Origin of the sequence: Anaeromyxobacter dehalogenans 2CP-C (assembly GCF_000013385.1) — a bacterium.
GTDB classification, from domain to species: domain Bacteria; phylum Myxococcota; class Myxococcia; order Myxococcales; family Anaeromyxobacteraceae; genus Anaeromyxobacter; species Anaeromyxobacter dehalogenans_B.
The window spans coordinates 1,630,219-1,651,656 of record NC_007760.1; the positions used below are offsets into that span (position 1 = coordinate 1,630,219).

The 21,438-nt window shown below is 75.7% G+C and carries 17 protein-coding genes and 1 pseudogene; 12 read left to right on the forward strand and 6 right to left on the reverse strand.

Annotation, left to right across the window (positions count from 1 at the left end; genetic code table 11):
• Window positions 1–63: 63 nt before the first annotated feature.
• Window positions 64–1,047, reverse strand: a complete 984-nt coding sequence (locus ADEH_RS07325) for a zinc-dependent alcohol dehydrogenase family protein (protein ID WP_011420474.1) — start codon at window positions 1,045–1,047, stop codon at window positions 64–66.
• Window positions 1,048–1,255: 208 nt separating this feature from the next.
• On the opposite strand from ADEH_RS07325, the gene ADEH_RS07330 reads away from it, so the two are divergent.
• The 8 genes from ADEH_RS07330 (at window position 1,256) to ADEH_RS07365 (ending at window position 11,609) form a co-directional block, all read left to right on the forward strand.
• Complete coding sequence (locus tag ADEH_RS07330) at window positions 1,256–3,835, forward strand: M1 family metallopeptidase (protein WP_011420475.1); 2,580 nt, start codon at window positions 1,256–1,258, stop codon at window positions 3,833–3,835.
• Window positions 3,836–3,868: 33 nt separating this feature from the next.
• Entirely contained in the window at window positions 3,869–5,161 is a 1,293-nt protein-coding gene (locus tag ADEH_RS07335) for an MFS transporter (RefSeq protein WP_011420476.1), read from the forward strand.
• Between the two features lie 84 nt (window positions 5,162–5,245).
• The gene (locus ADEH_RS07340) at window positions 5,246–7,006 is read left to right on the forward strand and encodes a chloride channel protein (RefSeq protein ID WP_011420477.1); all 1,761 of its coding nucleotides are present in this window, start codon (window positions 5,246–5,248) and stop codon (window positions 7,004–7,006) included.
• A gap of 200 nt (window positions 7,007–7,206) precedes the next feature.
• Complete coding sequence (locus ADEH_RS07345) at window positions 7,207–7,833, forward strand: cytochrome c3 family protein (RefSeq protein WP_011420478.1); 627 nt, start codon at window positions 7,207–7,209, stop codon at window positions 7,831–7,833.
• The gene (locus tag ADEH_RS07350; RefSeq protein ID WP_041453392.1) at window positions 7,830–8,810 is read left to right on the forward strand and encodes a 4Fe-4S dicluster domain-containing protein; all 981 of its coding nucleotides are present in this window, start codon (window positions 7,830–7,832) and stop codon (window positions 8,808–8,810) included. The genes ADEH_RS07345 and ADEH_RS07350 overlap by 4 nt, the downstream gene beginning before the upstream one ends.
• Before the next feature lie 16 nt (window positions 8,811–8,826).
• The gene (gene dsrP, locus ADEH_RS07355; protein WP_011420480.1) at window positions 8,827–10,077 is read left to right on the forward strand and encodes a sulfate reduction electron transfer complex DsrMKJOP subunit DsrP; all 1,251 of its coding nucleotides are present in this window, start codon (window positions 8,827–8,829) and stop codon (window positions 10,075–10,077) included.
• 37 nt (window positions 10,078–10,114) lie between these two features.
• Window positions 10,115–10,408: a c-type cytochrome gene (locus tag ADEH_RS07360; RefSeq protein WP_011420481.1), complete on the forward strand. Its 294-nt coding sequence runs from the start codon at window positions 10,115–10,117 to the stop codon at window positions 10,406–10,408.
• A gap of 100 nt (window positions 10,409–10,508) precedes the next feature.
• Window positions 10,509–11,609, forward strand: a complete 1,101-nt coding sequence (locus tag ADEH_RS07365; protein ID WP_041453393.1) for a heparan-alpha-glucosaminide N-acetyltransferase domain-containing protein — start codon at window positions 10,509–10,511, stop codon at window positions 11,607–11,609.
• Here the strand turns inward: ADEH_RS07365 and ADEH_RS07370 are convergent.
• The 3 genes from ADEH_RS07370 to ADEH_RS07380 are packed head-to-tail and all read right to left on the reverse strand — an operon-like array spanning window position 11,606 to window position 15,254.
• A complete protein-coding gene (locus ADEH_RS07370) occupies window positions 11,606–12,610 on the reverse strand; it encodes a YheT family hydrolase (protein WP_011420483.1) in 1,005 nt (334 codons plus the stop codon). The genes ADEH_RS07365 and ADEH_RS07370 overlap by 4 nt on opposite strands.
• On the reverse strand, window positions 12,607–14,640 hold the full coding sequence (gene tgt, locus ADEH_RS07375) for a tRNA guanosine(34) transglycosylase Tgt (protein ID WP_011420484.1): 2,034 nt from the start codon (window positions 14,638–14,640) through the stop codon (window positions 12,607–12,609). The genes ADEH_RS07370 and tgt overlap by 4 nt, the downstream gene beginning before the upstream one ends.
• Window positions 14,641–14,648: 8 nt before the next feature.
• Window positions 14,649–15,254 carry a tRNA-uridine aminocarboxypropyltransferase gene (locus tag ADEH_RS07380; RefSeq protein WP_011420485.1) on the reverse strand — a complete coding sequence of 202 codons (606 nt, stop codon included), beginning with the start codon at window positions 15,252–15,254 and terminating at the stop codon, window positions 14,649–14,651.
• Between the two features lie 131 nt (window positions 15,255–15,385).
• Between ADEH_RS07380 and ADEH_RS07385 the strand changes: the two are divergent.
• Window positions 15,386–15,946, forward strand: a pseudogene (locus tag ADEH_RS07385) (DsbA family oxidoreductase); the annotation flags it as partial.
• A 21-nt stretch (window positions 15,947–15,967) separates the two neighbouring features.
• Here the strand turns inward: ADEH_RS07385 and ADEH_RS07390 are convergent.
• Window positions 15,968–17,488 carry a WD40 repeat domain-containing protein gene (locus ADEH_RS07390; protein ID WP_011420487.1) on the reverse strand — a complete coding sequence of 507 codons (1,521 nt, stop codon included), beginning with the start codon at window positions 17,486–17,488 and terminating at the stop codon, window positions 15,968–15,970.
• Window positions 17,489–17,780: 292 nt separating this feature from the next.
• Between ADEH_RS07390 and ADEH_RS07395 the strand changes: the two genes are divergently transcribed.
• The 3 genes from ADEH_RS07395 to ADEH_RS07405 all read left to right on the forward strand — a co-directional run bounded on the left by ADEH_RS07395 (window position 17,781) and on the right by ADEH_RS07405 (window position 20,559).
• Window positions 17,781–18,803: a D-cysteine desulfhydrase family protein gene (locus tag ADEH_RS07395; protein ID WP_011420488.1), complete on the forward strand. Its 1,023-nt coding sequence runs from the start codon at window positions 17,781–17,783 to the stop codon at window positions 18,801–18,803.
• Between the two features lie 117 nt (window positions 18,804–18,920).
• Complete coding sequence (locus ADEH_RS07400; RefSeq protein ID WP_011420489.1) at window positions 18,921–19,310, forward strand: ACT domain-containing protein; 390 nt, start codon at window positions 18,921–18,923, stop codon at window positions 19,308–19,310.
• Window positions 19,311–19,356: 46 nt separating this feature from the next.
• Window positions 19,357–20,559 (forward strand): patatin-like phospholipase family protein, encoded by a 1,203-nt coding sequence (locus ADEH_RS07405; protein WP_011420490.1) that lies wholly within the window; start codon window positions 19,357–19,359, stop codon window positions 20,557–20,559.
• Here the strand turns inward: ADEH_RS07405 and ADEH_RS07410 are convergent.
• The gene (locus ADEH_RS07410) at window positions 20,545–21,393 is read right to left on the reverse strand and encodes a DMT family transporter (RefSeq protein WP_041453394.1); all 849 of its coding nucleotides are present in this window, start codon (window positions 21,391–21,393) and stop codon (window positions 20,545–20,547) included. The two genes, ADEH_RS07405 and ADEH_RS07410, sit on opposite strands and share 15 nt — an antisense overlap.
• Window positions 21,394–21,438: the final 45 nt, after the last annotated feature.

The following is a 21,438-nucleotide window of genomic DNA, read 5'->3' on the forward strand; positions in this document are numbered from 1 at the left end:
CGAGGGGGCGGGCGATCCGGCGGGCGCCCCGGGATCACCGAGCGTGTACGCGGGCGCGGCCGCTCACGGCACCAGCACCGCCGCCCCCCGCAGCCTGCCGGCGCGGAGGTCCGCGAGCGCGTCGTTGGCCCGCTCCAGCGGATACGGGACGACCTCGGTGCGGAGCGGGACCTCGGGCGCGAGCGCGAGCAGCGCGTCCCCGTCGGCGCGGGTGAGGTTCGCGACCGAGCGGAGCGTCCGCTCGCCCCAGAGCAGCGCGTACGGGAAGGAGGGGATGTCGCTCATGTGGATGCCCGCGCAGACCACCGTGCCGCCGGGCACCACGTCGCGCAGCGCGATGGGGACGAGCGCGCCCACCGGCGCGAACAGGATGGCCGCGTCGAGCGGCTCCGGCGGCACCTCGCCCGAGGCGCCGGCCCACTCGGCCCCGAGCTGCAGCGCGAACGCCTGCGCCTCCGCGTCCCCGGCGCGGGTGAACGCGAAGACGCGCTGCCCGGCGTGCCGCGCGAGCTGCACCACCAGGTGCGCCGCGGCCCCGAAGCCGTAGAGGCCGAGCCGCTGCGCGCCGCGCACCGGCGCCCAGGCGCGGTGCCCGATGAGGCCGGCGCAGAGCAGAGGCGCCGCGTCCGCGTCCTCGTAGTCGCCCGGGATGGCGAACGCGTAGCGCGCGTCCGCCACCGCCAGCTCGGCGTAGCCGCCGTCGAGGTGGTAGCCGGTGAACCGCGCCGCGCTGCACAGGTTCTCGCGGCCGCTCCGGCAGGCCGCGCAGCGGCCGCACGTCCAGCCGAGCCACGGCACGCCGATCCGGTCGCCGGCCTTGAACCGGGTGACGCCGGGCCCGACCCGATCCACCCGCCCCACGATCTCGTGGCCGAGCACCAGCGGCAGCTTCGGGTCCGGCAGCTCGCCGTCGGCGACGTGCAGGTCGGTCCGGCACACGCCGCAGGCGCCGACGCGCAGCCGGAGCTCGCCGGGGCCGGGGACGGGATCGGGGAGCTCCGCCGCGGCGAGCGGGGCGCCGGGGCGGACGAGGACCATGGCGCGCATGCGCTCGACGGAACACCGTGCGGGGGAACCGGTCAAGGCGGCGGGGCGGGGGCCCTCGGCCGCGGGGCGGCGCCGGACGGAGCGTGCGGCCCGGCCCCGGGTCCCGGCCGCACCGGCCAGCCACGCCGGGGGGAGCCGCATCTTCTCGTTGCCCCGGCCCCGCCCCGGGCCGCATGCTGCCGGCCGGGATTCACGCACCGGAGACGAGATGGCGCACCCGACCGACGACCGCAACTTCCGCCTGCCCACCACCGTCCGCCCGACCGCCTACGAGGCGAGCCTGGCGGTGGACCTGGACGGCAGGCGCTTCACCGGCAGGATCCGGATCGGGCTCGTGCTCGCCGCCCCGGCGTCCGAGCTGGTGCTGCACGCGGCCGCCCTGGAGATCCCCTCCGCCGCGCTCACCGCGGGCGCGCGACGCCACGAGGCGGCGGTGCGGCTGGCGACGGCGAGCGAGACGGCGGTGCTCTCCTTCGACGCGCCGGTGCCGGCGGGCCCGGCCGTGCTCGAACTCGAGTTCGCGGGCGCCATCGTCAACGGCCTGCGCGGCCTGTACCTGGCCGGCCCCGGGCTCGCCGCGACGCAGTTCGAGGCCGCCGACGCGCGCCGGGTGTTCCCGTGCCTCGACGAGCCCGGCTTCAAGGCGCCGTGGCGGCTCACGGTCGAGGCCCCCCGCGACGCGGTGGTGCTCTCCAACGGGCGGCCGGAGGCGCTGGAGGAGCTCGAGGTCGAGGCCGGCGCAGTCAAGCGCGTGCGCTTCGCCGAGACCCCGCCGCTGCCCACCTATCTCGTGGCGCTGGTGGTGGGCCGGCTGGAGGCGCTGCCCGAGGTCACGGTGCGCGGGACCCCGGTGCGGACGTGGGCCTCGCCGGAGAAGCTCGGCCTCACCGGCTTCGGCCAGGACGTGGCGGTGGAGGTGCTGCCGCGGCTCGAGGACTACTTCGGCGTGCCGTACGCGTTCGGCAAGCTCGACCAGGCCGGCCTGCCCGAGTTCGAGGCGGGCGCGATGGAGAACGCGGGCCTCGTCACGTACCGCGAGGTGGCGCTGCTGCTCGACCCGGCCACCGCCTCGCTGGCGCAGAAGAAGCGGGTGGCCGAGGTGGTGACGCACGAGCTGGCGCACCAGTGGTTCGGCAACTGGGTGACCATGACGTGGTGGGACGACCTCTGGCTCAACGAGGCGTTCGCCACCTGGATGGCGTTCAAGATCGTGGACGCCTGGAACCCGGGCTGGCGGGTGTGGCTGGAGTTCGACCAGGGCAAGGCCGCGGCGATGCACCTCGACGCGCTCCGCTCGACGCACCCGATCCGCGCCGACGTGAACAACGTCGCCGAGGCCGGCGAGGCGTTCGACCTCATCACCTACGAGAAGGGCGGGGCGGTGCTCCGCATGATCGAGGGCTACCTCGGCGAGGAGCGCTTCCGCGACGGCATCCGGCTGTACATGCGCCGCCACGCCCGCGCGAACGCGGTGGCGGACGACCTGTGGGGCGCACTCGCCGAGGCCTCGCGCGAGCCGGTGGTCGAGCTCGCGAACGCCTGGATCCGCCAGCCCGGCTTCCCGCTCGTCACGGTGTCGCGCGCCGGCCGCACGCTGCGCCTCGAGCAGCAGCGGTTCTGGTCGGACCCGGCGCGGGCCGGCGCGGAGCCGGCCGCCGAGTGGCCGGTGCCGCTGGTCCTGCGGGTGGGGCAGGGTGGCAAGGTGACCGAGCAGCGGGTGCTGCTGCGCGGCCGGACCGCCGAGGTGGCGCTCGCCGGCGACGGCGAGCCGGACTGGCTGTGCGCGAACGCGGGGGCCACCGGCTTCTTCCGCGTGCGGTACGACGCCGCCGGGCTCGCGGCGCTGGGCCGCAACCTGGCGGCGCTCGCGCCGGCGGAGCGGATCCAGCTCCTCTCCGACGAGTGGGCGCTGGTGCGGTCGGGCGCGCGCGAGATCGGGGCGTTCCTCGACCTGTGCGCCGGCTTCGCCGGCGAGGAGGACCACGCGGTCCTCGACGAGCTGGTGGCGCGGCTCGCCACGGTGGAGCACCGGCTGGTGGCGGACGCGGACCGTCCGGCGCTGCAGGGCTTCGTGGCGCGCCTGTTCGCGCCGCAGCTCGCCGCGACCGGCTGGGACGCGGCGCGCGGCGAGCCGGACACGGTGCGGCTCCGCCGCGCCGCCGCCGTGCGCGCGCTCGGGCTGGTGGGCCGCGCGCCCGGGCCGGCGCAGGAGGCCCGCGCCCGGCTCGATCGCTGGCTCGCCGGCGACCGCGCCGCGGTGGAGCCGAACCTGCACGACGCGCTCGTGGCCATGGTGGCGCGCGACGGCGACGCGGCGCGCTTCGACGCGTTCCAGGCGCTGTTCCGCAAGGAGGCCGACCCCGCCTTCCGCCGCCGCTACCTGCTCGCGCAGGCGGCGTTCGAGGACCCGGTGCTGGCCGCCCGCGGCATCGAGGTGCTGCTGGGCGGCGAGGAGGTCCCGCTGCAGGACGTGGCCTCGTACTCGGCCGCGCTGCTCGCGAACCGGACCGCGCGCGGGCCGTACTGGGCCCGGCTGCGGGGCGAGTGGGGCGCGCTGCTCGCGCGCGTGCAGGGCGCGCCCATGCTGCTGCGCCGCGTGGTGGAGGGGCTGGGGGCGCTGGTCGAGCGGCGGGAGCTGGAGGACGCCGAGGCGTTCCTGGCCGCCCACCCGGTGGAGGAGGCGCGCCAGGCCATCGCGCAGACGCTGGAGCGGCTCCGCCAGGACGTGGAGCTGCGCGAGCGGACCACCGCCCAGGTCGGCGCGTGGCTGGCCCGCGGCGGACGGTAGCGCCCCGGCCGCGAGCCGCTAGAATCCGCCGCCGTGACCACCCCGCCCGCCGGCACCGCCCCGGCCGATCCCGCGAAGCCGACCCCGCCCTGGATCTTCCTGTTCCTCGACTTCCCGTTCGGCGCGGCGGTCGGCTACCTCTCGCTGGGCGTGCCGTTCTGGATGGAGCGGCGCGGCTTCTCCATCGAGGCCATCGCGACGGTGGCGGCCGGCGCGAACCTGGCGCACGCGTTCAAGCTGCTGTGGATCCCGGTGCTCGACCTGGGCGCGTACCGCAAGGTCTGGTACCTCGCCATGGCCGCCCTCACCGCCGCGCTGCTGGCGGTGATCTCGGCGCTCCCGGACCCGCTCGCGAACCTGCCGCTGTTCGCGGCGCTGCTCACCGCGCTGCAGGCGGCGGCCACCACCGGCCACGCCGCCAACAACGCGCTCATGGCCACGACCACCCGGTTCGCCGACAAGGGCAAGGTGGGCGGGTTCGCCATGGCCTCGAACGTCGGCAGCACCGGGCTGCTCGGCGCCGTGGCGATCCTGGTGTCGGACGCGGTCTCCCCGCGCGCGGCCGGGCTGACGCTGGCGGTCCTCGTGCTCGCCGGCGCCGCGTTCGCGCTCCGCATCGTCGAGCCGCGCCTGGTGGACCCGGCGGTGAAGGCGGCGCACGGCCTGGCCCGGGCCACCGTCCGGCACCTCGGGGCGATGCTGCGCGACCTCTGGTCCACCGTGCGCAGCCGCGAGGGGTTCACCGGCCTCGTCATCTGCCTCGCGCCGGTCGGCTGCCAGGCGATGTCCAACCTGTTCACCGGCATCTCCGAGCAGTACGGCGCGAGTGCGCGGCTGGTCGGGATGGCGAACGGCGTCGGCGGCGGCATCGCCAGCGCGGTGGGCGCGCTGCTGGGCGGGGTCCTCGCCGACCGGATGAGCCGGCGGGTCGCGTACGCCGCCTCCGGCGGGCTGACCGCGCTCTGCGCCGTGGCGATGGCGGCCGCGCCCATGACGGAGTGGACCTACGCCTGGGGCACGTTCACGTACCTGTTCGCCGGCGGGATCGCGTTCGCCACCTGGGCCGGGATGGTGCTCGAGATGGTGGGCCTCTCGGCCGCGACCGCCACGAAGTACGCGCTCTTCAACGCCTCCGCCAACCTCGCCATCAGCTACGTCACCGCCGCCGACGGCCTCGGCGGCGCCTGGCTGCACCGGACGCTCGGGATCGCCGAGGCGCGCGGCGTGCTCCTCACCGACGCCGCGCTCACGCTGGGCGGCATCGCGGTGCTGCTCGCGATGCTCCTGGTGACCCGCCGCCCCGCGCCCGTCGCGCGGCCCTCCTGACCGGCATCGCCGCCGGGCCAGGGCCCGCTCCGGGGCCGGCGCGGGACCCTGTCGCCCGCCGCCGCCGTCCCCAACGTGGAGCGGATGGCGTCACAGGACGCGAAGGCCCTGCCCACCGCGGCGCCCCCGGTCTTCTTCCGCTCCCTCCGCGATTTCCTGCGCGTCCTGCCCGGCGCGGCCCAGCGGTTCTGGGTCCTCGTCATCGCGACCGGTGCGCTCTCTGGCCTGGGCTCGGGCGCCCTGCTGCTGGCGCTGTCGGGCGTGCAGGAGCTCGCCTGGCCGCAGGCGCCGCGCTTCGTGGACGCGGTGGACGTCTCGTCGCCGGGGCGGCGGGTGCTCGTCCCGGCGCTGGCCGGGCTGCTGGTGGGCGTGACGGCGCTGCTCTGGCGCCGGCCGCTCGGCGGGCACGGGACGGCGCGCATCCTCGAGGCCATCTGGCACCGCGGCCGCGAGCTGTCGCTGGGGCGGACGCTGCTGCGCGGGCTGCTCTCCATCACCTGCGTCGGCATGGGCGCGTCGCTCGGCCGCGAGGGCGCGCTGGTCCAGGCGGGCGCGGCGAGCGGGTCGTGGCTGGCGGGCCGGCTCGGCGTGAGCGAGCGGCAGGCCAGGGTGCTGGTGGCGTGCGGCGCGGCCTCCGGGATCGCCGCCGCCTACGACGTGCCCATCGGCGGCGCGCTCTTCGGCCTGGAGGTGCTGCTGGGGAGCTTCGCGCTGGAGCTGCTCGGGCCCATCGCCGTGTCGTGCGTGGTCGCCACCGCCGTGGCGCGCACGCTGCCGGTCCCGCACGCCACCTACGACATCCCGGAGTACGCGCTGCTCCACCCCGCCGAGCTGCTCCTCGGGCTCGCGCTCGCGCCGGTGCTCGGGCTCGCCTCGGCCATCTACGTGCGCGTGATGGGCTGGGTGGAGGTGCGCTTCGACCGGGTGCCGGCGCGCCTGCGTCCGGCGCTGCCGGTGCTGGGCATGGGCGCGGTCGGGCTGCTCGCGCTCCGCTTCCCGGCGGTGCTCGGCAACGGGTTCGACACCGTGCACCAGACGCTGCTCGGCGAGGTTCCGCTGCGGCTCCTGCTGGTGCTGCCGCTCCTGAAGCTCGCCGCCAGCGCGGTGTGCGCCGGCACCGGGGTCCCCGGCGGGCTGTTAACGCCCTCGCTGTTCTTCGGGGCGGCCATCGGCGGCGCGGCCGGGGAGCTGCTGGCGCGGGTGTTGCCGGGGGCGCCGCCCTCCGGCGCGCTGGCGCTGGTGGGGATGGCCGGGGTGCTCGCGGGGACGACGCACGCGGCGGTGTCCTCGGTGCTGATCGTGTTCGAGCTGACCGGCGACTACGGGGTGATCCTGCCGCTCATGCTCTCGGCCGCCATCGCCGCGGCCACCAGCCGCGCCATCGAGCCGGACTCGCTCTACACCGCGCCGCTGCGGCGGAGCGGGGTGGCGCTGCCCGAGCTGCCGCGCCCGGAGTGGCTGCGCACCACGCCGGTGGCGGCGCTGGTGGAGCGCGACGTCGAGCGCGTCCCGCCCACGCTCGCGTTCGACGCGCTCGTGAAGAAGCTGCTCGCGCTGCCGCCCGGCCACGATCTCTACGTGACCGACGCCGAGGGCGTGCTGCTCGGCGTGCTCCGCCTGGACGCGCTGAAGGGCACCATCTCCGACCAGGCCGACCTCGGCATGATCGTCGCCGCCGACGTGGTGGACCGGGACGTCGAGCCCATCACCACCGCCATGACGCTCGCCGAGGTGGCGTCCCGGTTCGGGGAGGGCGACCTGGAGCGGCTCCCGGTGGTGGACGGCCAGCGCCGGCTGGTGGGCGTGGTGGCCATGCGGGACCTCATCGCGCGCGGGACGTTTTGACCCCCGGTCGGACTGCCGGGAGATCGCTGGGTCAGGTACGACCCGGTGGCGGGCACGTCGGCCGCAGGGCGACGTAACCGCGCGGAGCGCCTTGCCGCACGCCCGCCGGAACGCCCCATCCGGACCGGCCGTCGATTGATCCGCGTCAACTGACGGCGGTCAAGACGGGCGTAGCTTCCCCGCCGCACAGGGAGGTGCGAATGGGCTACGTACGACCGAGGATGGGGGCGCTCGCGGTGGTGGCGGCGCTGGCCGTCGTCCCCGGGTGGGCGCGCGCCGCGGAGGCCGCACCGGGAGCGACCCCGAAGGCGCCGGCGGCGAAGGCGACCCGGCCGGAGGCGAAGCCGGTGCTCGTGCAGGCGGAGGCGCCGCCGTTCTCGGAGGGGATCTACCCGTGCTCGGCGTGCCACGCCGGGATGCCGAAGAACGGGACCCGCCGCGAGCTGGTGTTCCACGACGAGCAGCAGTCGATCTTCGACCACGGCGCCGACCAGCGCTGGTGCCTCGACTGCCACGATCTGCAGAACCGCGACGTGCTCCGGCTCGCCAACGGCGCGCCGGTGCCGTTCACCGAGTCCTACCGGCTGTGCGGCCAGTGCCACGGCGACAAGTACCGCGACTGGCGCGTGGGCGTGCACGGCAAGCGCGTGGGGCACTGGAACGGCGAGAAGACCTATTTCCTGTGCGTGAACTGCCACAACCCGCACTCGCCGCGCTTCAAGGGCGTCCAGGAGATCGTCTCCGGCGGGAAGAAGACCGTGGCCCCGACCCTGACCTACCTCAAGCCCGAGCCGCGGCCGAAGCGCCCGGAGGAGCAGCGCCGATGACCCCGAACAAGAGCCTGCCGGTCGTGACGGACGCGGACGCGCCGCCCGCGTCGCCGCGCGACGGCGTCGATCCCATCGGCGACGGTCCGCTCGACCCGGCGCGGCGCGCGTTCCTCCGCACCGCGGCCGCGGGCACCGCGGTGGCGGCGCTCGCGTCGTGCAGCAGCGGCGTGGACATGGAGGACTTCCTCCGCAAGCACTTCAAGGAGCTCTCGCCGGACGAGCTGAAGAAGGTGCTCGCCAAGGTGGAGAAGCGGAACCAGGAGCGCTTCGGCAAGAAGACCACCGTCTCGGCGAAGGGGCCGCAGCCCGGCGTCGAGTACGGCTACGGCCTCGACATCTCCCGCTGCGTGGGCTGCCGCCGCTGCGTCTACGCCTGCGTGAAGGAGAACAACCAGTCCCGCACCGAGCCGCAGATCCACTGGATCCAGGTGCTGGAGATGGACAAGGAGCACGGCGTGGACCTGGCCCACGCCGACCTGTACTACGAGGCCGACGCGGTGCCGCGCCCGGGCAAGTTCTACTTCCCGGTGCAGTGCCAGCAGTGCCGGAACCCGCCCTGCGTGAAGGCCTGCCCGACGCAGGCGACGTGGAAGGAGCAGGACGGCATCGTGGTCATCGACTACGACTGGTGCATCGGCTGCCGCTGCTGCATGTCGGCCTGCCCGTACGGCGCGCGCCACTTCAACTGGGCCACGCCGAACCTGCCGGCCGAGGAGCTGAACCCGGACCAGCACTACCTCGGGAACCGCCCGCGCCCGAAGGGCGTGGTGGAGAAGTGCACGTTCTGCATCCAGCGCGTGCGCGAGGGCCGCTACACGGCCTGCGTCGAGGTGTGCCCCGTGGGCGCCCGGAAGTTCGGGAACCTGCTCGACCCGGAGAGCGAGATCCGCAAGGTGATGGAGACGAAGCGCGTCTTCGTCTTCAAGGAGGAGCTCGCCACGCACCCGCAGTTCTACTACTTCTACGCGACCTAGCGGAGAGGGCCCGACGATGTCCGGAATCCTCGAGTTCGTGAAGGGCTGCGTCCGCCAGGTGCTCTCGGGCGGCCGCGCCTACAAGGCGTGGATGGCCTTCCTCCTCGTCATGATCGGCGTGGGCGTCGTGTCGTACACGCACCAGGCCACCGCCGGCCTCATCGCCAGCAACATGCGCGACGACGTGTCCTGGGCGTTCTACATCGGGAACTTCACGTTCCTGGTGGGCGTGGCCGCCGCGGCGGTGCTGCTGGTGATCCCCGCCTACGTCTACCAGTGGAAGCCCATCAAGGAGGTGGTGGTCCTCGGCGAGCTGCTCGCCATCAGCGCGCTGGTGATGGCGCTGCTGTTCATCCTGGTGGACATGGGCCGCCCGGATCGCTTCCTGCACATCGCGCCGCTGCTGGGCACGCCCAACTGGCCGGCGTCGATGCTGACCTGGGACGCGCTGGTGCTGAACACGTACCTGGGGCTCAACCTGGTGCTGGTGCTGTACCTGCTGTTCAAGACGTACCGCGGCGAGCACTACGACAAGCGCATCTTCCTGCCGCTGGTGCTGCTCTCGATCCCGGTGTCCATCTCGACGCACACCGTGACCGCGTTCCTCTACAACGGCATGGCGGCGCGCCCGTACTGGAACGCGTCGATCCTGGCGCCGCGCTTCATCGCCTCGGCGTTCTGCTCCGGCCCGGCGGTGATGATCATCCTGTTCCAGCTGCTCCGGAAGGCGTTCAAGTTCGACATCAAGGACGAGGCCATCTGGAAGATCGCCGAGCTCATGTCGTACGCGATGTTCCTGAACCTGTTCCTGCTCGGCGCCGAGCTGTTCAAGGAGTACTACTCGGCCACCGAGCACCTGCTCTACACGCAGTACCTGTGGGGCGGGATCGGCGAGCACACGGTGCTGGTGAAGTACGCCTGGCTCTCGCTCGCGTGCAGCGTGATCGCGTTCCTGCTGTTCCTCGTGCCGCGCACCCGCAAGAACTTCCTCACCCTGAACATCGGGTGCGTGCTCATCTGGGCCGGCGTCTACATCGAGAAGGGGATGGGGCTGATCATCCCCGGGTTCACCCCCTCGACGCTGGGCCAGATATACGAGTACACGCCCACCAGGATGGAGTGGGGCGTCGCGGGCGGGGTGTTCGGGATCGGCTTCCTGACCTTCACGATCCTGGTGAAGATCGCGGTGCCCATCCTCGTCGGTACGTTCAGGGCGCCCGAGCGCGCGCACGGCCATGCGCCGGCGGCAGGGTACCCGGTTCCCTAGAAGCGTTCACACGCCGCACCCACCCCTGGAGGTCACCATGAAGCGTCTCGTCGCCGTCCTCGCCTTCGCCGCCTTCACCTTCGCCGCCCGCGCCGACGACGGCGCCGCCGTGTTTGCCCAGAAGTGCGCCGTGTGCCACGGCAAGGACGGGAAGGGCGCGCCCGCCGGCAAGGCGCTCGGCGCCAAGGACCTCACCACCGTGAAGCTGTCCGAGGCCGAGATCGTGAAGGTGGTCGAGAACGGCAAGGGCAAGATGACGGGCTTCAAGGGCAAGCTCAGCGACGAGCAGGTGAAGTCGGTCGCGAAGTACGTGAAGGGCGGCCTGAAGTAGCGGTCCCGGCAGCTCGCGGCGCCCCCGGGGGACGTCCCGTCCCTCGCGGGCGCCGCTTCGCCTGCACGGTGGCCCGTTCCGTGCTATAGCGCGCAGCGCCTTGTCCGACGGCAGCCTCACGATCCCCCCGAAGGCCCCCCGCATCCCGACGCTCGACGCCGCCCGCGCGGTGGGCGTGGTGGCCATGGTCTTCGGCCACACGCTCGACGCGCTGCTCTCGGCGGAGGCGCGGGCCGCGCCGGGGATGGTCCTGTACTGGAAGGCGCGCGGCTTCACCGCGCCGCTGTTCATGCTGGTCTCCGGCTGGGCGGTCACGGTCGCGATCCGCCGGGGCCGCGCCCGCGGCCTCGACGTCCCGCGCGGCCGGCTCGGCCGCGTGCTGCTCCTGCTCGCCATCGGCTACGGGCTGCGCTGGCCGGGGTGGGGCATCGACCAGCTCCGCGTCGGCGACCCGGCGGTGTGGAGCCACCTCCTCGCGTTCGACGCCCTCCACGTGATCGGCGTGTCGCTGCTCGTCGCCGCGCTGGTCCTGGCGCTGCCCTGGACGTCGCGCGAGAAGGCGGGCGTGTTCGCGCTGCTGGGCGTGCTCGCGGTGGCGCTCGCCATGCGGTCGCCCGCGCCGGTGCTGCCCGCGCCGGCGGAGCTGCCGGCGCCCGGGCTCGGGATGGCCGTGGCGCAGGCGCTGGGCGGCACCTCGCCGTTCCCGCTGCTGCCGTGGTGCATCTACTTCTTCGCCGGCGCGGTCGTGGGCCTCACCGCGCCCGCCGACGCGCGCCGCCGCACCGTGGCGCTCGGCCTGGCCGGCGCGGCCATGTTCGCCGTCACGCTCTGGACCGGGCTCGAGGACCTGCCCCCCGCGCACCCCGGGCTCATCGCCTACCGCATCGGCGCGGTGCTGCTGCTGCTCGCGGCGCTCTCGGCGGTGCCCGCGGCGGCGGCCGCGCGCCTCGCGCCGGTCGGCAAGGCGTCGCTGGGCGTCTACGCCATCCACATCCCCATCGTCTGGGGCTGGTCCACCTGGCACGGCCTCGCGCTGCGCGTCGGCCCGTCGCTCTCCGCGTGGAACGCGGTGCTGGTCGCCGCGCTGGTGCTCGGGGCGAGCTTCGGGCTCCACCTCGCGTTCAAGCACCTCCGCGGCGCGGGCGCGGCCGGGCTGCGCCGGGTGCGCTCGGCGCTGGACGGGGTCGCGCTCGATCCCTAGCTTCGGCGCGGCCGCGCGGCGCCCGGCGCGGCGCCGGCCAGCTCCGCCGCGAACGCCGCGACCCGCAGCTCCGCCCAGAAGTTGGGGCGGAACGGCGCCCCCGAGACGAAGCCCACGTGCCCGCCCGCCGTCGTCGCGACCAGCTCGACGCGCGGGTTGGCGCGCGCCGCCTCCAGCGGCAGCGTGTCGCCCGGGACCATCGGGTCGTCGAGCGCGGCGAGCGCCAGCATCGGCCGGCGGACGCCCGCCACGAAGCGCCCGGCCGAGCAGCGGGTCCAGTAGTCCGCGGCCGAGGCGAAGCCGTGGAGCGGGGCGGTCACCGCGCCGTCGAAGCCGGCGAAGGTGGTGACCGCGCGGATGGCCGCCGCGTCGAGGCGATCGGGGAAGCGGGCGGCCTTCGCCAGCGCCTTGGCGCGCAGCCGCCGCAGGAAGCGCTCCCGGTACACCCAGTTCCAGAAGCCCGGGCCGTCGATGGCGCGCGCCGAGCGGGCGAGGTCGAACGGCACCGACACCACCGCGGCGCCCCGCACCTCGGGCGCGAGGTCGTCGCCGCGCTCGCCCAGGTACTTCGCGACCACGTTGCCGCCCAGCGAGAAGCCGGAGAGCACGAGCGCGCGCCCCGGGCGCTCCGCCGCCAGCCGCCGCACCACCTCGTCGAGGTCGCCGGTCTCGCCCGAGTGGTAGAAGCGCGGCAGCCGGTTCGGCGCGCCGGAGCAGCCGCGGAAGTTCAGGGCCAGCGCGGCCAGGCCGTGCGCGAGCGCCAGCGCCACCAGGCCGCGGACGTACGGCGCGCGCGACGAGCCCTCCAGGCCGTGGCAGACCACCAGCACCGGCGCGTCCGCCGTGGGGCCGGCGAAGCGGTCCACGTCGAGGAAGTCGCCGTCGGGGAGCTCCCAGCGCTCGCGGACCGCGGGCGGGCGCGGCAGCGGGCGCGCCACGCTCGCGAAGACGGTCATGGCGTGCGCGCCCGGGAGCCAGCGGCTCGGGCGGTAGGCGGTCACGCGACCTCCTCCGCGCGCCGCGCCGCGAACTGCGGGTGCGCGCGCACGCGGGCGAGCGCGTCGGGCGGGGCGTCCGGCGGGAACGGCGCCGAGGAGCGCTCGAGCCTCGCGAGCCAGCGCGCGTCGAGCGGGCGCGCCAGGAGCGCCGGATCGGTCGCGGCCGCGGTGGTCTGCTCCTTGGGGCCGCTCGGGTCGCCCACGCCCACGTGGAAGCCGGCGAGCAGCAGGGCCGAGCGGGTGGCGGTGGCGGTGCTGTACGTGTAGAGCGCGCAGCGCGGGCCCGAGCGCGCCCAGGCGTCGCCGAACGCGGCCAGCGTCCACAGCCCCGGGTTCGCGCGCGGGCTGAACGGATCCCAGAAGATGAGGTCGGCGCGGAGATCCTGCCGGGGCAGCGTCTCCTGCAGGTCGCCCACGACCAGCCGCCAGCGTGCCCGCGCGGAGCCCCAGGCGCCGTCGCGGAGCAGCGCGCGGGCCGCGGCCACGTCCGCCGGCCCGAGGCCCAGCCTCGCCGCGCCCTCGTCGGACGTCGCGAGCGCCAGCGCCCCGAGGTCGCGCTCGAAGCTGACGACCTCCAGCGCGCGGCCGCCGGGCGGCGCCGCCGCGGCGGCCCGGAGCGCGGCGAGCGCGTTCGCCCCGGCGCCCAGCCCCACGTCGAGCAGCACCAGCGGCGGCCCCGGCTCGGCCAGCCGCTCGCGGAGGCGCGACTGCGCCACGTAGAGCCGCTCGGCCTCGACCGCGGGGCCGATCACCGGGTGCATCACCTCGCCGGACTCGGCGTCGCGCACGGCGGGCGCGCCCAGCGAGGTGACGACGAGGTGGAAGCGCGCGCCCTCCGGCGGCGCGTCGGGCGCGGGGGCCGGCGCCGGGGCCGGCTCGGGCAGGCGGCGCCGGCCCGGCGGGCGCGCGCTCCGGTCGTGCTCGTGGCGGTCGAGCGCCTCGAGCCGCTCGCGCTGGTAGGCGCGGTAGCGGCCGGCCTCGATGGCGGCGCGCGCGCCGCGCATGAGGTCGAGGTAGTGGCGCAGGTTGTGGACCGAGACGAGGCGCGGCCCGAGCGGCTCGCGGCACTTGAACAGGTGGTGCAGGTAGGCGCGGCTCCAGCCGCGGCAGGTCTCGCACGCGCAGGCCGCGTCGAGCGGGAGCTCGGAGAGGCGGTGCTCGGTGCGGGTGAGGCGCACGCGGCCGCTGGAGGTGAAGGCGGTGCCCTGCCAGGCGAGCGTGGTGGGCAGGATGCAGTCGAACATGTCCACGCCGTGGCCGATGGCCTCGAGGAGGTCGGGCGGCGTGCCCACGCCCATGAGGTAGCGCGGCCGGTCCGGCGGGAGCAGCTCGGCGGCGCGCGCCACCACGTCCCCGCGCTCCTCGCGCGTGTCGCCGACGGCGAGCCCGCCGATCGCGAAGCCGTCGAACGGGTGCTGGGTGAGGAAGCCGGCCGAGGCGGCGCGCAGCGCGGGATCGAGGCCGCCCTGGACGATGGCGAACAGGGCCTGCTCCGGGTTGGTGCGCGCGGCCAGGCTGCGCAGGGCCCAGCGGTGCGTGCGCTCCATGGCGGCGCGGAGCTCCGGCGCCTCGGCGGTGGAGGGCAGGCACACGTCGAGGACCATCATCACGTCCGAGCCGATCGCGGTCTGCATCGCGATGGAGGACTCCGGCGTGAGGAGCTGCGGGCGCCCGTCCACGTAGCTGCGGAAGCGCGCGCCGGCCTCGGTGATGACCCGGTCGTGCGAGAGCGAGAAGATCTGGAAGCCGCCGGAGTCGGTGAGGACCGGGCCGTCCCAGCGCATGAAGCGGTGGATCCCGCCGAGCGTGCGGAACGCCTCGGGGCCGGGGCGGAGCAGCAGGTGGTAGGTGTTGCCGAGGATGATCTCGGCGCCCGCCTCGCGCACGTCGGCCGGGGTGAGCCCGGTGACGCTGGCGCGGGTGCCCACCGGCATGAAGGCGGGGGTCTCGACGCGCCCGTGCGTCGTCTCGAGCGTGCCGCGCCGGGCGCGGGTCTCGGCGTCGCGCGGGCCGGGGTGGAAGCGGAAGGGCATCGCGGATCCTAGGCGCGGGGAAGGTGGCCGTGCGCGGCCTCGGCGCAGCCCGCCTCCCAGGTGCCGCGCAACCTGAGGACGCGCTCCACCGCCACGGCGTGCAGCCCGAGGAGGCGCTCCGCCGCGTCCGGCGCGCCGAGCGCGGAGAGCGCGCCGGCCATCGCCTCCAGCGTGGACATGCCGTCGGCGCGCGGGGGGCGGCGCAGGCGCAGGCCGTCGGGCGGCCCGCCCAGCGTCAGCCGCGGGAGCCGCTGGAGCGCGGGGATCCGCTGCATCATCCGGCGGGCCTGGCTCCAGGTGCCGTCGGGCACCACCACCAGCCGCGGCGGCGCCGCGGGCGGCGGGGTCGGGACGGGGGAGGGGAACAGCGCCACCGCGCCGGCGGCGGCGAGGTCCGGCAGCGCGAGGGGCTCGCCCGGCAGGCCGTGCTCCAGGATCTCGGTGCCGGGGAGCGCCAGCGCCGCCCAGCGCGCGGTGTTGGTCATCCGCTCCCGCTCGCTGGCGTGGCGCACGATGAGGAAGCGCACCGGAGCGCGGAGCCGCGGCACCTCGGCGCACAGGCAGAGCGCGGTCGGGAAGGCGCAGCGCGGGCAGCGGTCGGGGGCGGGGGGCACGGCGACGCCGATCTACCACGGGCGGCCGCGGCGCGCGCGGTGGGGTGGAACCTGGGCCGTCCGCCCGTTAACTCTCCCGCATGCCTGCGCGCCTGAGACTGTTCACCGACTTCGTCTGACCGTTCTGCTTCGTCGCGGAGCGGAGCAGCCTGGTCAGGCTGCTGGACGAGTACGAGCTGGAGCTGGAGTGGGTGGGATACGAGCTCCACCCCGACACGCCGCCCGGCGGCGTCGCGGTGGCGGAGCGCTTCCCGAACGCGGAGGCCATGTCCGGCTACCTGCGCTCGTTCGCCGCGGGGTTCGGCATCGACGACCTGCGCCCGCCGGACCGCATCCCCAACACGCGCCGGGCGCTGGCGGTGGCGCAGCTCGCGCGCGAGCAGGGCCGCCTCGAGCCGTTCCGGGCCGTGGCGTTCGACGCGCACTGGCGGCGCGGCTGGGGCATCGAGACCGACGAGGACCTGCGCTGGCTGGCGCGCGAGGCCGGGCTGGACCCGGTCGCCGCGGTGGCGGCCGGCTCGGACCCGGCGCGGCTCGCCGCGGTGGACGCGGCCCGCGCCGAGGCGGCCCGGGCCGGCGTCACCGGCATCCCCACCTTCGACTTCGGCGCCGCGCTGCGGGTGGTCGGCTGCCGCCCGTACGACGTGCTCGCCGACGCGGCCCGGCGCGCCGGGGCGCGGCCGCGCGCGTAGCGGCCGGGCCCCGGGGCCGGGCTACGGCAGCACGCGGAGGGCCGCCGCGCCGCCGGCGGTGGCGACGTGCAGCGTGGGCGGCGACGGCATCCGGTCCACCTCGATCGCCGTCACCCGGTCGCTCGGCAGGCCGCCCCCGGCGCGGATCGCCTTCGACGTCCCGGTGGCGGGGTCCCAGATCGAGATGCCGGTCGTGTACCCGGCCACCACCACGCGCCCGTCGGGCAGGCAGGCGATGTCGCGCACCGGCCGCTCGCCCAGGCCGAGCGCGCTCGACAGGTAGTGCGTGAAGCGGCGGCCGTCCCACGAGGCCACCGTCTCCAGCACCCCGTCCGCCGGGCCGGCGCTGGAGAACCAGACCGTGCCGTCCGGGCAGACCGCCACGCCGGTGAGCAGGACGTCGTGCCCCTCGTTCGCGACCGGGAACACCGGCATGTTGCCGGTGCCGTCGGGATAGTAGGGGTCGCCGAACGCGACCTTGAACGCGGCGCCGTTGCGGGCGACCCAGTGGAACGGATCCGCGTCCCAGGTGATGAGGCCGGCGGCCCACTTGCCGGCGTGCCACAGGTCGCCGTTCGCGTCGAGGGCGAGTCCCGCCCAGTCGCCCAGCCGCTGGTTCGCGCCGCTGCCGTCGCAGGGCGCGTCCTTGCAGACGCTGGCGTGCAGGTGATCGCCCATGTAGTCGTCGTTGAAGGAGTCGAGCCACTCCATGGGCGGATCCGGCCAGCGGAACTGGTCCGGGAACAGCAGGTCCACGCCGTGCTCGGTGCCGGCGTAGAGCGTGTGCGGGTGGGCGAAGTGGTCGTAGACCATCCGGTAGATCGACCGGTCGTGCCAGTACTTCGCGCCGTGGTTGCCGGCGACCAGGTCGAAGCGCTCGACCGACAGCGTCCCGTCGGCGTTCAGGCGGACCCGGTCGATCTTCCCGCTGTGGCGGTCGGGATCGCACCAGTCCTCGCCGTCGCCGTTGGCGCCGCAGTCCCAGCCGCCCAGGTGGATGCCGTGGTAGCCCACGAACACCTCGTCCGGCCCGCCGCCCACGATGGAGCGGATGCCCTCGGGCGCCGCCACGCCCCAGCTCACGTCGGCGTCGGCGCAGGGGGTCTCGGGGCGGACCGGGCGGTCGCGGCAGTACCGCATCCGGTTCGCGCCCATGTGCAGCCCGTCGCGCTCGTCGAAGCGCCGGAAGCGGGTCTCGCCGGGCCGCAGCAGGTAGAGCGCCGAGGGCGTCGCCAGCCAGCGGTTCTGGTTCTCGTCGGTGCTGAGCCCGATCACCGGCGTCTCCTGGATGCCGGCGCTCGCGTCGTAGGTGGCGTTCTCCACCGCCCAGGGGCCCTGGGTGCCGAACTGGAAGCGCGGCGGGGTGGTCCCGCCGCCCCCACCGCCGCCTCCTCCGCCCCCACCGCCACCGCCGCCGTCCCCTCCGCCTCCGCCGCCCCCTGGGGGCGGCGTGACCGGCGCGGGGGTGCTCCCGCCCGAGCCGCAGCCCGCGACCGCGACCACCGCCGCCAGCGCCACCCACGCGCCGCCTCGTCCGAGCATCTCCCCTCCGTCGTCGAATGCGCGGCCCGTGCGCCGTGCAGGAACGGCGGCCCGCTGTGCGAGCGCCGGGCCAGCGTCCGCCGCGCGCCGTCGCGGCGGAATGGCGGCGGCAGGTGGGGGGCGGTGGGTGATCGGTGGAACGCGCGTTCCACGACAGGTGAACGCGCCGCGCAGCGCCGGCCGTCCTGCGGCCGCGCTCCGGAGCGATCGGCCGCCCGGCCCGGTGCCCCCCGCGGGCCCGGTTCCAGCCGGCGGCCCGGCTGGGCTACGCTGACCGTACGAGGAGCCCGACATGCCGGCCACCCGCGAACCCGCCACCCTGAACCTGCCCCCGCGCGTGCCGCTCGCCCGGCTGCCCACGCCCATCGAGCCGTCGCCGCGGCTCGGGGCCGCGCTCGGGCTCGACCTCCTCTACAAGCGCGACGACCTCACCGGCCTCGAGCTGTCCGGCAACAAGGCGCGGAAGCTGGAGTACCTGCTCGCCGAGGCCGAGGCGGCGGGGGCGGACACGGTGGTCACCTGCGGCGGCGTGCAGTCCAACCACTGCCGCGCCACGGCGTTCGCGGCCGCGAAGCGCGGGCTGCGCGCGGTGCTCCTGCTGCGCGTGCCGGACCCGGCGCGGCCGCCCGCGCCCGAGGCGAACGTGCTGCTCGATCTCCTGGCCGGCGCGGAGCTCCGCTGGGTCTCGCACGACGAGTACCGGCGCCGCGCCGAGCGCATGGACGCGGTGGCCTCGGAGCTGCGCGCGGCCGGGCGGCGGGCCTACGTGATCCCGGAGGGCGGCTCGTCGCCGCTGGGGAGCCTGGGCTACCTGCTGGCCGTGGCGGAGCTGCGGCGGCAGCTCCCGGAGGCGTGGCGGAGCGGGCCGCTGACGCTCGCCTACGCCGCGGGCTCGGGCGGCACCGGCGCCGGGCTCGAGCTCGGGGTGCGCGCGCTGGGGTGGAAGGACGCGCGACCGGTGGGCTTCGCGGTGTGCAACGACGCGGCGTACTTCCGCGCGACGATCGCGGCGCTGTGCGCCGACGCGCGCCGGCGGTGGCCGGCGCTGCCCGAGGTGCCCGCGGACGAGATCCGGATCGACGACGGGTTCATCGGCCCGGGCTACGCCCAGGCGACGCCGGAGGGGCTGGAGATCATCCGCCGCGCGGCGCGCGAGGACGGGGTGCTCCTCGATCCGGTCTACACCGGAAAGGCGATGCTCGGTCTGGCCGCGCGGGCGCGCGAGCCGGGTGGCCTGCCCGCGCCGCGCGTCGTGTTCTTCCACACCGGCGGCGCGTTCGGCCTCTTCCCGTTCGCGAGCGCGCTGACCGGCTGAGCCGCGCCCCTCGCGACGGTCCCGCGCGGCGGGGATGGCGCGACCGGCCCCCCGGCGGTATGCAGCCAGGAGGCCGGTCACTCGCCGTGGTTCCGCGATGCGGAAGGGGGGCGTGCGATGCCGAGGGTCAAGCAGATCTCCGCGTGGGTGACGGATCGCCCGGGGGTGATGGGCGAGGTGGCCGACGCGCTGGGCCGGAAGGGCGTGAGCATCCGCGCCTTCATGGCGAGCGTGCTGGACGGGCGCGGCTTCCTCCGGATGGTGGTGGACAAGCCGGCCGCGGCGCGGCGGGCGCTGACGGCGCACGGCTGGGAGATCACCGAGGACGAGGTCGTCGAGGTGACGCTGCCGGACCGGCCGGGCGCGCTCGGCGAGGTCGCGGACCGGCTGGGCGCGAAGGGCATCAACGTCCAGTACGCCTACGTCGGGACCGCGGGCAGCGCGAAGCAGGTGAACCTCTACCTCGCCGTGGCCGACGTCGCGGCCGCGCTGCGGGCGCTCCGGTGAGCCGGCGGCCGGTGCCGCGTCGCGGCATCGGCGCTAGGTTTCGATCGTGGGTCACACCGGTCTCGTCCTGACGGGCGGCGGCGCCCGGGCGGCGTACCAGGTCGGCGCCCTCCGCGCGCTCGCGGACATCGCCGGGCCGGGGCCGATCCCCTTCGGTGTGCTGGCCGGGATCAGCGCCGGCGCCATCAACGGCGCGGTGCTGGGTTGCGGCGCGGCCGACTTCGCGGCGGCGGCCGAGCGGCTCCAGGCCACCTGGGCCTCGCTCACGCCGGATCGCGTGTTCCGCACCGGCGCGCTGGCGCTGGCCGGGGTGGGCGGCCGGTGGATCCGCGATCTCTCCGCGGGCGGGCTCGTCGGCAAGACCGGCATCAACTACCTGCTCGACCCCTCGCCGCTGCGCGCGCTGCTCGCCGGCGCGCTGCCGATGGGCCGGCTGCGGCGCCACCTGCGCACCGGCCGGCTGCGCGCGGTGGCGCTCTCGGCCACGAACTACCACACCGGCGCGGGCGTGACGTTCTTCGAGGGCGCGCCGGACATCGAGCCGTGGATCCGCTCGACGCGCGTCGGCGTGCGGGCGCGGCTCACGCTCGACCACGTGATGGCCTCGGCCGCCATCCCGGTCTTCTTCCCGCCGGTGCGGATCGAGCGGACGTTCTACGGGGACGGCTGCGTCCGCATGATCTGCCCGCTCAGCCCGGCCATCCACCTCGGGGCGGAGCGGATCGTGGCCATCAGCGTGCGCCACCTGCGCAGCGCGGCGGAGACCGCGCGGGACGAGGTGCGCGCCACGGACGACGCGCTGCCGGTCTCGGAGATCGCGGGCGTGCTGCTGAACGCGGTCTTCCTCGACTCGCTCGACTCGGACGTGGAGCGGCTCGAGCGCATCAACCGGACGCTGGCGCTCATCCCCCGGGAGCGGCTCGGCCGCGGCGAGCTGGAGCTGCGCGAGGTGCCGGTGCTCGTGCTCCGTCCGTCGCTCGACCTCGGGAAGCTCGCCGCCGACGAGTACGGCCGCTTCCCGCGCATGCTCCGGTACCTGCTGAAGGGCATCGGCGCCACCGGCCACGCCGGCGAGGACCTGCTCAGCTACCTGGCGTTCGAGCCGGTGTACGTGCACCGGGTGATGGACCTCGGCTACGCGGACACCATGGCGCGCCGCGCCGAGGTGGAGGCGTTCCTGTCGCCCGGCGAGCGCGGCGATCGGCGAGAGCGGAGCGGCCGCGCCGCGGGCGGGCTACGCGCGCGGTGAGCCGGCCCGCAGCCTGGGCGCGAGCAGCGCCGGGGCCAGCGTGCGCCAGGCGGTCGCGGCCAGCACCACCGCGCCGCCCGCCAGCGCCCACGGGCCGGGCCGCTCGCCGGCGAGCAGGAACGTCCAGATCGGGTTGAGCACCGGCTCGAGCAGCACCAGCAGCGACGCCTCCAGCGCCGGGACCTTCTCCAGCCCGCGCGCGAAGCACAGGTAGGCGAGCCCGAGCTGGAAGACGCCCAGGTACGCGACCAGCGCCAGGTCGAGCGGGCGCGGCGCCGGGCCGGTGGGCCAGAGCGGCAGCGCCACCGCGGCCGCGAGCAGGTTGCCCCACACCAGCGCGGGCGCGCCGGCCGCGTTCAGCCGGCGCAGGCCGAGGATGCAGAGCGCGAACGCCACGCCCGACCCGAGCGCCACCACGTTCCCGGTCAGCTGGCCCGGCGTCAGCTCGTCGAGGAAGAACAGCGCCAGGCCGGCGCCGAAGACCGGCACCGCGAGCAGCTCGCTGCGGGCGGGCCGCTCGCCGAGCAGCGCGGGCGAGAGCAGCAGCACCCACAGCGGCGCGGTGTCCTGGATGAAGATCGCGTTCGCGGAGGTGGTGAGCTTGTTCGCGAGCGCGAACAGGACGACGGTCGCCGCGTAGGCCACCGAGACGAGCAGCACGCCGCGCGAGGGGCGGCGGCGCGCCTGGGGGACGGCGACCAGGAGGAACACGCCCGCCACCAGCGAGCGGCCGCCGGCGATCTGCCAGCCGGACAGGTCGCACAGCTTCATGGCGGCGCCGGCCGTGGACCAGAGCCCGGCGGCGGCGAGGAGCAGGAGGCGGCTGCGCAGCATGGGGCGGCGCAGTCTAGACGACCGCGCAGGATTCGTGAACGGTCG